The sequence below is a fragment of the Yersinia aleksiciae genome, assembly GCF_001047675.1.
Classification (GTDB): Bacteria; Pseudomonadota; Gammaproteobacteria; order Enterobacterales; family Enterobacteriaceae; genus Yersinia; species Yersinia aleksiciae.
Genome location: NZ_CP011975.1, coordinates 199,375 through 215,052, shown reverse-complemented (window position 1 = coordinate 215,052; position 15,678 = coordinate 199,375). Strand labels below are relative to the sequence as shown.

The window sequence follows — 15,678 nt, the reverse complement described above, 5'->3', positions numbered from 1 at the left end:
GATAGATAAATAGATAAATAGATAGCTAACCGGGGCCAATTGGCCCCGGAATAATGACGATGATCCGCCAGTTTTCTATTCATTGCTCACGCGAATCACCAGCTTGCCAAAGTTTTTACCTTCCAGTAGGCCAATAAAGGCTTGCGGCGCATTTTCTAACCCATCAACCAAGTCTTCGCGGAACTTGATTTTTCCCTGATCAACCCACAGTGTCATTTGTTGCAGGAAATCGTCGAAGTGGTGGCCGTAATCATCAAAAATGATAAAGCCTTGCATCCGAATCCGTTTACGCAAAATGATGCTTTGTAGCAGAGGCATCCGGTCTGGGCCATCAGGTAATTCAGTGTCGTTATAGCGGGATATTAAGCCGCAAACAGGAACGCGAGCGCGTGGGTTCAGCAATGGTAATACTGCGTCAAATACTGCACCGCCGACATTTTCGTAGTAGATATCAATGCCTTCGCCGCAAGCACTCTCCAGTTGCTGTGCAAAATCTGTTGCCCGATGGTCAATACAGACATCGAAACCCAACTCATCCACAACATAGCGGCATTTTTCGGCTCCGCCAGCAATGCCAACGACTTTGCATCCTTTCAGTTTACCTATTTGCCCAACGACAGAACCGACAGCTCCGCTCGCAGCAGCAACCACCAATGTTTCACCGGCTTTGGGCTGACCAATATCCAATAATCCCATATAGGCGGTAAAACCGGGCATACCTAGCACCCCTAATGCGCGTGAAGGATGGGAGAGCTGTGGCCCTAGATTGCGGATGCCCGAACCATCGGATAGAACATAATCTTGCCAGCCGCTTTGCGCGAGTACCCAATCACCAACCTGAAAATCGGGATGGTTTGAAATTTCAACTCGGGAGACGGCACCACCGACCATGACGTCACCCACTTTAACCGGCGCGGCATAGGATGGTGCATCACTCATCCTGCCACGCATATAGGGATCAAGAGACAGATAACGGGTACGCAGCAATACCTGGCCAGCCGCGGGTTGTGGGATGGGTTGTATATCTAACGTGAAATTTTCGTTGGTCGGCGTGCCGTGAGGCCGCGAAGCCAACAGAATACGGCGGTTATTGGTTTTATCTTGAGGCATCAGATTCCCTTACTTTGATAGAGCTATATATGGATGCTAAAAAGAGTGAGTGCAGAAAATCATAGTAGAACTCTTTAGGGGGGCTTTGCTAATAGTGCGGAAGCCGAAAAATGGCACTGTAAGTTAGGTAGGACAGTGCCATAAGCCGAAGTTGGCGAGTGAACTAAAGTGGGACGATCAGGACATCCACGGTGCTGGTATTGATCAGCCGGGCCGCTGAGCAAGAGAATTTATTCATCAAACGGGTGCTGTGGTTGCCACAGATGACTAAATCAATATGCTGTTGCCGGCAGTAGTAAGCCAGGCTATCGGCGAATTCACCATGAACTACGGTTCGACTCTTAATGGGATAGTCAGCATTAATCGCCAACTCCTCCATAAATAACTGTGCTTCTTCTTGTAACACCGATCGCAAATCACCGAGCATAGGAGCAGCATAGCTGCTGTACATTTCGGGTTCTGTCGTCAATGTGATGAGCGAAACGTTGCCGTTATAGGGGCGAACGATAGAAACGGCTTTATCAACCAGTTGTTGGCTTTCGGGTGAAAGAGCAACTGCGACCAGTACATTGCTGTATCCCATCATTAGGCTCCCATAAGCACGACTATTGATTAAAGATTAGGGGATCACACATTTCAGAAATGGGATATTAATCACGTTTGGCCGCAACCGGCTAAAAAAGTGATTTATTGCAGTAAGTTAATTAATTTAGCAATCAAAGAATCGCGCGTGAAACTTATACCTCAAACATTATTAATTAATTTATCTTACATTTTATTCACAAGTCCTTGCAAAAATGCGGATATGAACCAGAGTTGAAAACGTGGCTGAGAAAATGTGTCCAATTAAGCAGGCATGAAACATACGGTTACCTCTGTTGCCTTTTTTAATACGTGACGTGAATCTTTTTAACGCTAAAAGGTAAATTGGCTAATAAACGATCGATAAAGGGTGTTGCTTGAAATCGCATAAGTATTCGTTAAAACAAAATAGTTTCGCTTGGTTACTTATACTCTTGCCGAGTAATTAAGTGACTTTATAGTCCTTAATGCTAATTATTTCGGGTTATGACAGATTTTTGTTCTGCTATTTTACTTTAGAAATTCATTTGTTCGAATTGATCTAAAAACAGTAAGAATTAGGGCTATATCCTTAGTTTTTTAGCTCTTTTCTGACTTCTGGTTGTTTTTTGAACGCGTGCGTGGTTAGAAAATGAGCGATTGTGGTGGGCAGTAGCAACTTTTTATTTTATTTTTGTGATCTTCGTCACATTACATTTAAAATGAATCACTAGTCACATTGTATGTGCTAACGATTCGGGAGTAGAGTTGGCCTCCTTTAGGAATAATCCTAATATTTTGTAAGCAAAGTTCCATGACGTAGGTGCATTATCAGAGCAGCACAAAACAGAGCTGCCAAGCCTACGACATGTTGTTTCATACCCAAATGGTATTTTTGTAACGTAGCACCAGTAAATTTCAATTACTTTTAGTTCTATAGGTTCTAATTAACTGTACAACGGGAAGGATCCCAGGTCTTGGGTGAAAAATATTATCATCCAACTTATGTGTTAAAACATAATCAGTCGGGATGTGTAAAATGAGTACGTCTGAATTACTCAAACATATTTATGATATTAATTTGTCATATTTGCTCTTAGCGCAACGGTTAATTAACGATGAGAAAGCCTCAGCGATGTTTCGCTTGGGAATTACTGACAGCATGGCCGATGCATTATCACAGTTAACTTTACCGCAGATGGTTAAATTGGCTGAGACTAACCAATTAGTCTGTCATTTCCGTTTCAGTGATCACAATACTATTCATCATCTGACGAAAGAATCTCGTGTGGATGACTTGCAGCAAATCCACACCGGAATTTTATTGTCGAGCCACTTACTCCACGAACTATCGTTAAAAGACGGTAGCGCGCCCAAGAAAAGAGCATGACAGATGGTTGAGAAAAGTATTGTCCAGGAAGCCAAAGACATTCATTTGGCAATGGAGTTGATAACCTTAGGTGCGCGTTTACAGATGTTGGAAAGCGAAACGCAACTCAGTCGAGGGCGTTTAATTAAGCTCTACAAAGAGCTGAGAGGCAGTCCACCACCGAAAGGAATGTTACCGTTTTCGACCGATTGGTTTATGACTTGGGAACAAAATATTCATTCATCGATGTTTTATAACGCCTATAGCTTCTTGCTAAAAAGCGGTCAATGCACCGGTGTTGAGGCCGTTATTAAGGCTTATCGTCTCTATCTTGAACAGTGCCCTGATCAGGCGGGAATCCCGCCATTGCTGGCGTTAACCCGTGCCTGGACGCTGGTTCGATTCGTTGACAGTGGTATGTTGCAGCTCTCTGGTTGCAACTGCTGTGGTGGGACTTTTATCACCCATGCACACCTGCCACGAAACAGTTTTGTTTGTAGTCTCTGCCAGCCACCTTCCCGCGCAGTAAAAAAACGTAAACTTTCTCCGCAATCTGCCGATATAACTTCACAACTGCTGGATGAGCAGGTTAGACGCGCAGTTTGAGTTTCTTTGGTTTGTCTGAATTTTTGGTTACAGCCGCGGTATGGATACCGTTTCTGTAGCCAGTTAATGGCAATCCATCACACTCAAAAGGTGCTAACACCTCACCTTCCACCCACACACTTTGCTAAGGATATCGCGTGTTAGTTATTTTGGGTTATATCGTGGTCTTAGGTGCGGTTTTTGGGGGCTACATGATCGTTGGTGGTCACCTTGGCGCACTTTACCAGCCAGCTGAATTTTTAATAATCGGTGGGGCAGGTATTGGTGCATTTATTGTGGGTAACAATGGTAAAGCAATAAAAGCCACAATGAAGGCGATGCCAAAATTGATGCGCCGCTCTAAATATAACAAAGTCCTATATATGGACTTAATGGCGCTGCTGTACCGCTTATTAGCAAAATCCCGCCAACAGGGAATGTTGTCACTGGAACGGGATATAGAAAACCCTCGTGAAAGTGAAATTTTCTCTAATTATCCGAGGATTTTGGCCGATAAGTTATTAGTCGAATTTATTACCGACTATTTACGGTTAATTGTCAGCGGAAATATGAACGCTTTTGAAATCGAAGCATTGATGGATGAAGAGATCGACACCCATGAGCAAGAGTGTGAAGTTCCCGCTGGGAGTTTGATGATGGTGGGGGATTCTCTCCCTGCATTCGGCATTGTTGCTGCGGTGATGGGGGTCGTTCATGCCCTGGCTTCCGCAGACCGACCTGCCGCAGAACTTGGCGCGTTAATCGCCCATGCGATGGTGGGGACGTTCCTGGGTATTTTGCTGGCCTATGGATTTATTTCCCCTTTGGCGACCTTATTGCGTCAACAGAGTGCAGAAACCACCAAAATGATGCAGTGCATCAAGGTGACACTGCTTTCCAGTCTGAACGGATATGCACCGCAAATTGCCGTGGAGTTTGGTCGTAAAACGCTCTACACCACGGAACGTCCATCGTTCATTGAGTTGGAAGAGCATGTGCGCAGAGTGAAAGCTCCGGCACCGCAAACGACAGAAGAGGACGCATGAAGCATCAGAACCATCCCGTTATTCTGGTCAAAAAGCGCAAGGCCAAGCATGGTGGTGGTCACCATGGTGGGTCATGGAAAATCGCTTACGCTGACTTTATGACCGCGATGATGGCCTTCTTTCTGGTGATGTGGTTGCTCTCGGTTTCCAGCCCGCAACAGTTGACGCAAATTGCAGATTATTTTCGTACGCCATTGAAAGTCGCGCTGACCAGCGGTGATAAAAGCAGTTCTAGTACCAGCCCAATTCCTGGGGGCGGTGATGATCCCACCCAGCAAATGGGCGAGGTGCGCAAGCACATAGATTCAGAAGAGAGTCGCAAAGAAGAGTACCGCCTCAATAAATTGCGGGAAAAGCTGGATCAACTGATCGAATCTGACCCAAGACTGAGAGCGTTGCGGCCGCATTTGTTGATTAACATGATGGAAGAAGGTCTGAGAATTCAGATTATTGATAGTCAAAATCGGCCGATGTTCAAGATGGGGAGCGCACAGGTTGAGCCGTATATGCGCGATATTTTACGTGCCATAGCCCCGATCCTGAATGACATACCGAATAAAATCAGTCTGTCTGGCCATACCGATGACCTGCCTTACGCCAACGGCGAACGGGGTTATAGCAACTGGGAGTTGTCAGCGGATCGTGCCAATGCGTCGCGCCGTGAATTGCTGATTGGGGGGTTGGATGAGGGCAAAGTGCTGCGCGTGGTGGGCATGGCTTCGACTATGCGCCTCAAAGAGCAGGCATCGGATGATCCAGTCAACCGCCGTATCAGTATCCTGGTGCTGAACAAACAGACTCAACATGATATTGAGCATGAGAATTTAGATAACAGAGCGTTGGATATCGAAAAAGCGGAAAGCTTGAAGCAGATTGAGGCGACGGGCACTGCTCCGGCAGCGACATCAGCGGTTACCGCTGCGACACCGTCCGCACCAGCGGCAATATCTACTGGGCAATCGGTCGCCACCGGATCGGCCGTTTCAACCACGGGACCACAACCGGCGAAAGCAGCACCGGATGTTCCAGTGAAAGTACCGGCATCGCCAGTATCTATATCGCCAACAACAGCATCGCCAATAACAGCACCACAAACACAACAATCGAGCACGGGGAACATCACTCCAGCTGCCACTGGGCCAACGACATCGTTGCCAGCGGCACCTGAAAGTCATGCACCGGTCTCTCCGACAAGCCGCGACGCACAGTAGAGGTGACACCGTGAGCATGGATATTACCGCGTTTTATCAGACGTTCTTTGATGAAGCAGATGAACTGCTGGCGGATATGGAGCAGCACTTGTTATTGCTGGACCCGCTGGCACCAGACAATGAACAACTCAATGCCATTTTCCGTGCTGCTCACTCCATCAAAGGTGGGGCAGCGACCTTTGGTTTTACGGTATTGCAAGAGACAACCCATCTGTTGGAAAACCTGTTGGATGGTGCCCGCCGCGACGAGATGCGCTTGAGCACTGATATCATCAACCTGTTTTTGGAAACGAAAGATATTATGCAAGAACAGTTGGACGCCTACAAAACCTCGCAGGAACCCAATGCGGAAAGCTTTGAGTACATCTGCCACGCATTGCGCCAATTGGCACTTGAAGCCTTAGAACAACAGACTGCGGGCAATGTTCCAACTGCCGCGCAGGGCAGTGGGGCGGCAACTGCTGAAGCGAAAGCGAGCGGCAAGTCACCGGCCTTGGTTCAGGGCGGTATGCGCATTCGCCTGTCTGGCTTGAAAGAGCAAGAAATCCCGCTGATGCTGGAAGAACTGGGCAATCTGGGCGAAGTCAAAGACCCCCACCAGACAGCTGATAGCCTTGAAGCGACCTTGATTACCTCGGTCAATGAAGATGATATCAGCGCGGTACTCTGTTTTGTGCTGGAACCGGAGCAAATTAGTTTTGTTCAGGCTGAGTCAGAACCTGCGTCAGAAGTACCAGAGGTAGAGGTGGCTGTTGTTGCCGTCGCGCCTCAAGCCGCCGCACCTGTTGCTGAAGTCAAAACCGCCGCAAAAGTGGATGCTGTTGCAGTACCCGCTAGCCCAGAGCATGTGAAGCCGAAAGCGAAAGCCAGTGAATCCACCAGTATCCGTGTCGCAGTGGAGAAAGTTGACCAGTTGATTAACCTGGTGGGCGAGCTGGTTATCACCCAATCCATGCTTGCACAGCGCTCCAGCATACTGGACCCGGTGATTAACGGTGATTTGCTCAATAGCATGGGGCAGTTGGAGCGCAATGCGCGTGACTTGCAAGAGTCCGTTATGTCGATCCGAATGATGCCGATGGAGTATGTTTTCAGCCGCTTCCCGCGTTTAGTGCGCGATTTGGCCAGCAAGCTCAATAAGCAGGTTGAATTGACGTTACTGGGTAGCTCAACCGAACTGGATAAAAGTCTGATCGAGCGCATTATCGACCCATTAACCCATTTGGTTCGTAACAGTCTCGATCACGGCATTGAAGATGCAGAAACTCGTATCGCCGCCGGTAAACAGCCGGTGGGCAATCTAACACTGTCCGCTGAGCATCAGGGCGGCAATATTTGCATCGAAGTTCTTGATGATGGTGCAGGGTTGAATCGGCAGAAAATCTTGGCGAAAGCGCAGTCTCAAGGGATGGCGGTCAATGAACATATGAGCGATGAAGATGTCGGGATGCTGATTTTCGCACCGGGTTTCTCCACCGCTGAGCAAGTGACTGATGTTTCTGGCCGTGGCGTCGGGATGGATGTGGTTAAGCGAAATATTCAGGAGATGGGCGGCCATGTGCAAGTCAGTTTCCAGGCGGGTCTTGGCACCTCGATCCGTATCTTGCTGCCATTGACGTTAGCTATTCTTGATGGCATGTCCGTCAAAGTCAGTGATGAAGTCTTCATTTTGCCACTCAACGCCGTGATGGAATCGCTGCAACCGCTGGCAGAAGATCTGCACCCACTGGCGGGTGGGGAACGGGTGTTACAAGTGCGCGGCGAGTATCTCCCGCTGGTTGAACTGTATCGAGTATTTGACGTTGAAAATGCTAAAACTGAAGCCACTCAGGGCATTGTTGTGATTCTGCAAAGTGCCGGTCGTCGTTATGCACTGCTGGTAGACCAATTGATCGGTCAACATCAGGTGGTGGTGAAAAACCTGGAAAGTAACTATCGGAAGGTGCCAGGAATTTCAGCTGCGACCATATTAGGTGATGGCAGCGTGGCGTTAATTGTTGATGTGTCAGCTTTGCAGGCCCTAAACCGGGAAAAACGCGTCACGGTTGAAGATACCGCCGCCGCATAGCAAATGTCCCTGTATAGCGCCTGTATGGAATCCATATGTAAACAGGTGCAGGGCCGTGAATGATGTTCTCGGCCCTGAAAAAAAACATAAATTCAACCTACTGATTGAAGGGTAAACACATGGCAGGACTAGCAACCGTCACGAAGCTGGCTGGCGAAACGGTAGGACAAGAGTTCCTGATTTTTACGCTGGGCGACGAAGAGTACGGCATTGATATTCTCAAAGTGCAAGAGATCCGTGGTTACGATCAGGTGACCCGCATTGCTAACACCCCAGCATTTATCAAAGGTGTCACCAACTTACGTGGTGTCATCGTGCCTATTATTGACCTGCGGGTTAAATTTGCACAAAAGGGCGTCAGTTATAACGAAAATACCGTGGTGATTGTGCTGAATCTTGATCATCGTGTTGTCGGTATTGTCGTTGATGGTGTGTCTGATGTGCTGTCATTGACCAATGAACAGATCCGCCCAGCCCCTGAATTTGCCGTCACTTTGGCGACGGAGTACCTGACAGGTTTAGGTTCTCTTGGCGAAAGAATGCTGATTTTGGTGGATATTGAGAAGTTGCTGAGCAGTGAAGAGATGTCGTTGATTGATGCAGTAGCGAAGGGGTAAAGTTTTGGCTTAGCGATCGGTTCGGTTGTTATCACTTCAGTGTTCACCTTGCCTCTGATGCCTCAACCGCCAATGGGGTCACAAGCGCGTGCCCCCATTGGAGCCCCCGCGCTTGCGCACGCATCGCTTGCCTGCTTCGCAGGTTCCCTCATTCATCGTTTCGGCTGACGGACGGCTTTATTCGCATCCCTGCTCATGGCGCCTAAAACGGGCGTCCTGCCCGTTTTCCTTGCCTTCTCTCTTCATTCGGCAGCTCAAATGTGCTTTAAACATCAAGGTCAAAACCAAGGGTCTTGATGTTGAGCGCAATCAACCGAAACCAGATCCAGTCCTAAACGAAAACCAACCCAAGTGCTAACCAGCCCCCTTAACTGTGAAAAAAATAATCCCCCTCTCCAGTAAAGTTCCCCCCCTTAATGCCGATAACACACTTAATTAGGCGTCTTGTGATTTGGCGTACCCGTATTTTGACATACCTATGTTTTGACGTACTTATGAAGGGACAACATGTTTAAGCGTATGAAAGTGGTCACCAGCCTGCTGCTGGTGTTAGTGCTATTTGGTGCCTTACAGCTGGTTTCCAGCGGGCTTTTCTTCAACTCCCTAAAAAATGACAAAGAAAACTTCGCTGTTTTGCAAGTTATCCGTCAGCAACAATCGGTGTTGAATGAAAGCTGGGTCAATCTGCTGCAAACACGTAATACACTGAACCGCGCAGGCATCCGCTACATGATGGATGTCAATCACACCGGCAGCGGCCCTACGGTCAATGATCTTTTGGCTTCAGCCAAAGGCACACTGGGTGTGGCGGCAGACCGTTTTAAACAATATGAACAAATTCCGCTGGATAGTCAGCAAGATGCAGAATCAGCTAAAAAATTAAAACAGACCTATGACCAATACTTTGGCGCACTGACTGAGCTTATCCAATTGATGGAAGCGGGCAAGATCAACGAATTCTTTGATCAGCCAACCTCCAGTTTCCAGAATGCTTTTGAGCAGGATTACAACACCTACCTGACACAAAACGACCGCCTGTATGCTTCCGCCGTGGAAGATAGCAACCAGTCCTTCAGCTTTGCGATGGGGGTCATTATCACCGTATTGATCGCGGTGTTAGCGGTGATTATCGTGGTATGGCTGGGTATGCAGCACATCTTGATTAATCCGCTGAAACACCTGATAGAGCACATCAAACATATCGCCAATGGTGATTTGACCCAAACCATCGAAGTGCATAGCCGCAATGAAATGGGCACCTTGGCTGCCAGCCTGAAACACATGCAGTCTGAATTGGCGACTACCGTTAACGACGTGCGTCTAGGCGCTGATGCCATTTACAGCGGGGCATCTGAAATTGCCGCCGGTAACAACGATCTGTCCGCGCGTACCGAACAGCAGGCGGCCTCGCTGGAAGAGACTGCGGCCAGCATGGAACAGTTAACCGCCACGGTGAAACAGAATGCTGAAAATGCCCGTCAGGCAAGCCAACTGGCACTGAGTGCATCAGAAACCGCGCAAAAAGGCGGGAAAGTTGTGGCAAATGTGGTGCAGACCATGCACGAAATCGCCGGTAGTTCACAGAAAATCGCCGATATTACCAGCGTCATCGACGGCATTGCCTTCCAGACCAATATTCTGGCACTGAACGCCGCCGTAGAAGCGGCCCGTGCCGGTGAGCAAGGCCGCGGCTTTGCCGTGGTCGCTGGTGAAGTGCGCAATCTGGCGCAACGCAGCGCACAAGCAGCAAAAGAAATTAAGGGCTTGATCGAAGATTCGGTTAACCGTGTCGATATGGGGTCAGTACTGGTTGAAAGTGCCGGTGAAACCATGGGCGATATCGTTAATGCCGTCACGCGCGTCACGGACATCATGGGTGAAATCGCTTCCGCCTCTGATGAACAAAGCCGCGGTATCGACCAGGTTGGTCAGGCCGTCACCGAGATGGACCGCGTGACCCAGCAAAACGCCTCGTTGGTGGAAGAGTCTGCTTCTGCCGCCGCAGCACTGGAAGAGCAAGCCAGTATGTTGACCCAATCCATGTCCGTATTCGTTTTGCGTATGGATAACGGTAGTAGCACAAAAAATGTGAGAAAAACCAAGCAGCCGACACAGGATCTGAGCGGTACTGCTAAAAAGACACTGGGAAGTGACCTGCAAGATAACTGGGAAACTTTCTAGACGTCCTCCCCTACACAAAAAATAGATAAAGCCGGCCAATGAGCCGGCTGAGAAGAGGTTACGATGTTTGGCCGAATCCGGATTTCTACCAGCTTTTTCCTGTTACTCATCTTGATCTGCTCGATACAGTTAATTTCAAGTGGTCTGTCATTTACGGCGTTTCGCTCAGACTACCAAAACTTAAATCGTGTGGATCTCAGTAGTCAGCAACGGGATGCATTAAGCCTCAGTTGGGTATCCTTGCTTCAGGCGCGTAATACCTTAAACCGAGCGGGGACTCGCTCGGCTCTCAAAGTCCCTCAGGAGCAAGTTAACGCATTAATGGGCAATGCCCGCAGCTCATTGCAGAAAGCAGATCTCTATTTTAATCAGTTCTTGGCGGTGCCGCGCTTGGATGAGAGTGACACCGGTGGTGAGCTGATGGATGCCACCAAAAACAGTTATCAGAATTTACGGGTCTCGTTACGGCAATTAATCGATTTTCTGGAAGCCGGTAACCTACAAGGCTTTATGGACCAGCCCACCCAGAAAACACAGGATCTGTTCGAAGCAGATTTTTTGCAGTATTTGCAATACGCCAATGAGGTGATTGCCGAGGCGGGTACCGAGAATCAGCAGGCTTACCATCTCTCCATCTGGATATTTGGTGGCGCGATTTTGATGGTGATTCTGATGGCGATCTCTTCGCTGGTCTGGTTACGCACCATGTTCGTCAACCCACTGAAGATTATGCGCGCCCATTTCGATCGCATTGCTGAGGGGGATTTATCGGCCCAGATCGATGTCGCTGGCCGCAATGAAATCAGCCAACTATTCGCCAGTTTGCGCACCATGCAGCACTCGCTAATCACCACTGTTAGCCACGTCCGTGATGGGACCGAATCTATGTTGACGGGGATTCAGGAGATCTCGGCGGGTAACAATGATCTGTCCGCGAGAACAGAGCAGCAGGCCGCATCACTGGAGCAAACCGCCGCCAGTATGGAGCAACTGACCGCCACCGTGAAACAGAATGCGGATAACGCGCGTCAGGCAACACAGTTGGCGCGAGATGCATCGGGAACCGCCGCGAAAGGGGGCGAGTTGACCCGCAGTGTCGTCACCACCATGCATGATATCGCGACCAGCTCGAAGAAGATTGGTGCCATTACCAGCGTGATTGATGGTATTGCCTTCCAAACTAATATTCTGGCATTGAATGCCGCCGTTGAAGCCGCCCGCGCCGGTGAACAGGGGCGTGGTTTTGCGGTCGTGGCAGGTGAAGTGCGTAATTTGGCCCAGCGCAGTGCGCAGGCAGCAAAAGAAATTAAAGTGTTGATCGATGAATCGGTCAGCCGTGTTAGCCAGGGGTCCACACTGGTTGAAAATGCGGGTACTACCATGGAAGAGATCGTTCGCTCAGTGACTCGGGTTACCGACATTATGGGTGAAATCGCTTCCGCCTCGGATGAACAAAGCCGAGGTATTGAGCAGGTTTCACTCGCGGTAACACAGATGGATCAGGTCACTCAGCAAAACGCCGCATTAGTGGAAGAGGCTGCGGCTGCGGCTAACGCACTGGAAGAGCAGGCAAGTATGCTCTCCAATGCAGTGTCTGTTTTTCGTTTGGAGCAGGATAGCGACAGCGGGGAGGGGCAAGGCAGTAGTAAGCAATCTGTTGTAAAAGCAACGGTCGCAAAGGAAATCCCAGATTGTCAAATGACGTAACCAAGACTGTGTTGTGGGGGGAGGCTGGATGAAATCATCATCGATGAAACAATCGTCTTTAAATCAAGCTGCTCAGCCATCACCCCAAGAGTCTGGGTCGATCCTGACCCAGATGATTCAACGGCTCCCGCTGTCGGATGTCCACTTCCGGCGCATTTGCCAACTTATTTACCAGCGAGCCGGGATTGTCCTGGCCGATCACAAACGGGAAATGGTCTATAACCGCTTGGTCAGGCGGTTAAGATTGCTGGATATCAACGATTTCGGTCAATACCTGGCTTTGTTGGAGAGCGACCCGAATAGTGCAGAGTGGCAGGCATTTGTGAATGCCTTGACCACCAACCTGACGGCATTTTTCCGTGAGGCGCACCATTTCCCGATTCTGGCTGAACATGCTCGCCAGCGTGCGGGAAACTATTCGGTATGGAGCACGGCAGCCTCGACCGGTGAAGAGCCTTACTCCATCGCCATGACATTAAGTGATGCGTTGGGAAATCGGGCCGGATCTTGTCAGGTCTTGGCCAGTGATATCGATACGCAAGTGCTGGAGAAAGCGACCAGCGGTGTCTATCGGCAGGATGAACTGCGTTCATTGTCGGCGCAACAGATGCAGCGCTATTTCTTGCGTGGCACAGGCCCTCATCAGGGCATGGTGCGGGTGCGGCCAGAGCTGGCCAATATGATTCAGTTCCAGCAACTTAATCTATTGGCACCAGAGTGGGCATTACCGGGACAATTCGATGCTATTTTTTGCCGTAACGTGATGATTTATTTTGATAAAGAGACGCAGGAGCGCATTCTGCGTCGCTTTGTCCCTTTGCTAAAACCCGGCGGCCTGATGTTTGCGGGTCACTCGGAGAATTTCAGTCAAATTAGTCGGGAATTCTATTTGCGCGGGCAGACCGTTTATGGACTGACCAAGGAGAGGTGATGAGTAAAATCAGAGTATTGTGCGTTGATGATTCTGCATTGATGCGTCAGCTAATGACAGAGATTATCAACAGTCACCCAGATATGGAAATGGTTGCAGCGGCACCTGATCCTTTGGTCGCCCGCGATTTGATCAAAAAATTCAATCCGCAGGTATTGACGCTCGACGTTGAAATGCCGCGCATGGATGGCTTGGATTTCCTTGAGAAACTGATGCGGTTGCGGCCAATGCCGGTGGTGATGGTTTCATCATTAACCGGTAAGAACTCCGAGATCACCATGCGGGCGCTGGAGTTAGGGGCGATCGATTTCGTCACCAAACCGCAGTTGGGTATCCGCGAGGGGATGCTGGCTTACAGCGAGTTAATTGCGGAGAAGATCCGTACTGCCGCGAAAGCCCGCCTGCCGCAACGCGGCCCAGAACATGCTCCGGTGATGCTGACCCACACCCCGTTGCTCAGTAGTGAAAAGTTAATCGCAATTGGGGCATCGACGGGGGGGACTGAAGCTATCCGTACCCTATTGCAACCCTTGCCGCCAACCAGTCCGGCGCTATTGATTACTCAACATATGCCACCGGGTTTTACCCGTTCATTTGCTGAGCGGCTCAATAAATTGTGCCAGATTACGGTGAAGGAAGCAGAAGACGGTGAACGTGTATTGCCCGGACACGCCTATATTGCACCCGGTGATCGACACATGGAACTGGCGCGTAGTGGGGCAAACTATCAGGTGCGCATCCATGACGGCCCGGCGGTGAATCGCCATCGGCCCTCGGTCGACGTGTTATTTCGCTCGGTGGCGCAGTATGCAGGGCGCAACGCAGTGGGGGTGATTCTGACCGGTATGGGCAATGACGGTGCAGCCGGTTTACTGGAAATGCATCGGGCAGGGGCTTATACCATTGCACAAAACGAAGCCAGCTGTGTGGTCTTCGGGATGCCGCGTGAGGCTATTGGCATGGGCGGCGTGAATGAAGTGCTGGATCTGAATCAGATAAGCCAGCGGATGTTGGCACAAATCAGTAGTGGCCAAGCCCTACGTATATAACCCCCTTCGTTCTTGACATTGCAGCGGTGTTAACCGCGCGCGCCCGAATCACTTACTTATGTAAGCTCATCGGGATGTGTTTGCTTGCTGCAATACCAATGTCTTTGGGGATAGATCAGGTGTAAGTCGGTTTTGGTCGTTAATCGCTCAGTGATGAGCAACAAACTTTAGGAGTGGGTATGGCGGATAAGAATCTCAGATTTTTGGTGGTAGACGATTTTTCGACCATGCGTCGTATTGTCAGAAACCTGCTGAAAGAGCTGGGTTTTAACAATGTGGATGAAGCCGAAGATGGTGTCGACGCATTGAATAAATTACGAACGGGTGGTTTTGATTTTGTGGTTTCTGACTGGAATATGCCAAACATGGATGGCTTAGACCTGTTGAAAACGATCCGTGCTGACGGTGCTCTGAATTCTCTGCCGGTTTTGATGGTTACTGCCGAAGCTAAAAAAGAGAATATCATCGCAGCAGCGCAAGCCGGTGCCAGTGGTTATGTAGTGAAGCCTTTCACTGCCGCTACCTTGGAAGAGAAACTCAATAAGATCTTTGAAAAGTTGGGTATGTAAGGAGGCGGAATGAGTAACCATCAAATGCCCGCATCAGATGCGGCATCAGCCAGTGATATTATTAGCCGTATTGGTAGCCTGACGCGGATGTTACGCGACAGCCTGCGCGAGTTAGGTTTGGATCAGGCGATTGCTCAGGCCGCAGAAGCCATTCCGGATGCCCGTGATCGTCTGGACTACGTGGTCCATATGACAGCGCAGGCCGCAGAGCGAGCATTAAATTGCGTCGAAGCGGCCCAGCCACGCCAGAATGAGCTGGAGTCATCGGCGAAAGCGCTCAAAGTTCGCTGGGATGAGTGGTTTGCTAATCCAATCGAGCTTTCTGATGCGCGTTCGCTGGTCACGGATACCCGTGATTATCTGGATGTGGTCCCACAGCACACCTCATTTACCAACGCCCAGTTGTTGGAGATCATGATGGCGCAGGATTTCCAAGACCTGACCGGTCAGGTTATCAAGCGCATGATGGATGTGGTGCAAGAGATTGAGAAGCAACTGTTGATGGTCTTGATGGAGAACATCCCAGATATGCCGTCCAAACCGCAAAAGCCGACCGACAGTCTACTTAATGGGCCGCAAATGGATAAAACCGGTGCAGGGGTGATTGCCAATCAAGATCAGGTTGATGACCTGCTGGATAGTCTGGGCTTCTAAGCGACCAGATAACCCTAATA

At 49.5% G+C, this 15,678-nt stretch carries 14 protein-coding genes; 12 read left to right on the top strand and 2 right to left on the bottom strand.

Annotation, left to right across the window (positions count from 1 at the left end):
* Window positions 1-75: 75 nt before the first annotated feature.
* Window positions 76-1,110, bottom strand: coding sequence for an NADP-dependent oxidoreductase (locus ACZ76_RS01175; RefSeq protein ID WP_048616056.1), 1,035 nt, complete (start codon window positions 1,108-1,110; stop codon window positions 76-78).
* 163 nt (window positions 1,111-1,273) lie between these two features.
* Window positions 1,274-1,693, bottom strand: coding sequence for a universal stress protein UspC (uspC, locus tag ACZ76_RS01170; protein WP_048616054.1), 420 nt, complete (start codon window positions 1,691-1,693; stop codon window positions 1,274-1,276).
* A gap of 1,017 nt (window positions 1,694-2,710) precedes the next feature.
* Between uspC and flhD the strand changes: the two genes are divergently transcribed.
* The 12 genes from flhD (at window position 2,711) to cheZ (ending at window position 15,658) form a co-directional block, all read left to right on the top strand.
* Window positions 2,711-3,061, top strand: coding sequence for a flagellar transcriptional regulator FlhD (flhD, locus tag ACZ76_RS01165; protein WP_032813040.1), 351 nt, complete (start codon window positions 2,711-2,713; stop codon window positions 3,059-3,061).
* Between the two features lie 3 nt (window positions 3,062-3,064).
* Window positions 3,065-3,646, top strand: coding sequence for a flagellar transcriptional regulator FlhC (flhC, locus tag ACZ76_RS01160; RefSeq protein ID WP_048616048.1), 582 nt, complete (start codon window positions 3,065-3,067; stop codon window positions 3,644-3,646).
* A gap of 137 nt (window positions 3,647-3,783) precedes the next feature.
* The gene (motA, locus tag ACZ76_RS01155; protein ID WP_048616046.1) at window positions 3,784-4,671 is read left to right on the top strand and encodes a flagellar motor stator protein MotA; all 888 of its coding nucleotides are present in this window, start codon (window positions 3,784-3,786) and stop codon (window positions 4,669-4,671) included.
* Window positions 4,668-5,882, top strand: coding sequence for a flagellar motor protein MotB (motB, locus tag ACZ76_RS01150; protein WP_048616044.1), 1,215 nt, complete (start codon window positions 4,668-4,670; stop codon window positions 5,880-5,882). The genes motA and motB overlap by 4 nt, the downstream gene beginning before the upstream one ends.
* 16 nt (window positions 5,883-5,898) lie before the next feature.
* Complete coding sequence (gene cheA, locus ACZ76_RS01145) at window positions 5,899-7,950, top strand: chemotaxis protein CheA (RefSeq protein WP_048616042.1); 2,052 nt, start codon at window positions 5,899-5,901, stop codon at window positions 7,948-7,950.
* A gap of 119 nt (window positions 7,951-8,069) precedes the next feature.
* Window positions 8,070-8,567 carry a chemotaxis protein CheW gene (gene cheW, locus ACZ76_RS01140; RefSeq protein WP_048616040.1) on the top strand — a complete coding sequence of 166 codons (498 nt, stop codon included), beginning with the start codon at window positions 8,070-8,072 and terminating at the stop codon, window positions 8,565-8,567.
* Between the two features lie 507 nt (window positions 8,568-9,074).
* Window positions 9,075-10,748, top strand: a complete 1,674-nt coding sequence (locus ACZ76_RS01135) for a methyl-accepting chemotaxis protein (RefSeq protein ID WP_048616038.1) — start codon at window positions 9,075-9,077, stop codon at window positions 10,746-10,748.
* A gap of 63 nt (window positions 10,749-10,811) precedes the next feature.
* Window positions 10,812-12,455, top strand: coding sequence for a methyl-accepting chemotaxis protein (locus tag ACZ76_RS01130; protein WP_048616036.1), 1,644 nt, complete (start codon window positions 10,812-10,814; stop codon window positions 12,453-12,455).
* A gap of 112 nt (window positions 12,456-12,567) precedes the next feature.
* Window positions 12,568-13,386, top strand: coding sequence for a protein-glutamate O-methyltransferase CheR (gene cheR / locus ACZ76_RS01125; protein WP_048620140.1), 819 nt, complete (start codon window positions 12,568-12,570; stop codon window positions 13,384-13,386).
* Window positions 13,386-14,435 (top strand): protein-glutamate methylesterase/protein-glutamine glutaminase, encoded by a 1,050-nt coding sequence (locus tag ACZ76_RS01120; RefSeq protein ID WP_048616034.1) that lies wholly within the window; start codon window positions 13,386-13,388, stop codon window positions 14,433-14,435. The genes cheR and ACZ76_RS01120 overlap by 1 nt, the downstream gene beginning before the upstream one ends.
* 179 nt (window positions 14,436-14,614) lie before the next feature.
* Window positions 14,615-15,004, top strand: coding sequence for a chemotaxis response regulator CheY (cheY, locus tag ACZ76_RS01115; RefSeq protein WP_048616032.1), 390 nt, complete (start codon window positions 14,615-14,617; stop codon window positions 15,002-15,004).
* 9 nt (window positions 15,005-15,013) lie between these two features.
* A complete protein-coding gene (gene cheZ, locus ACZ76_RS01110) occupies window positions 15,014-15,658 on the top strand; it encodes a protein phosphatase CheZ (RefSeq protein ID WP_032815463.1) in 645 nt (214 codons plus the stop codon).
* Window positions 15,659-15,678 lie beyond the last annotated feature (20 nt).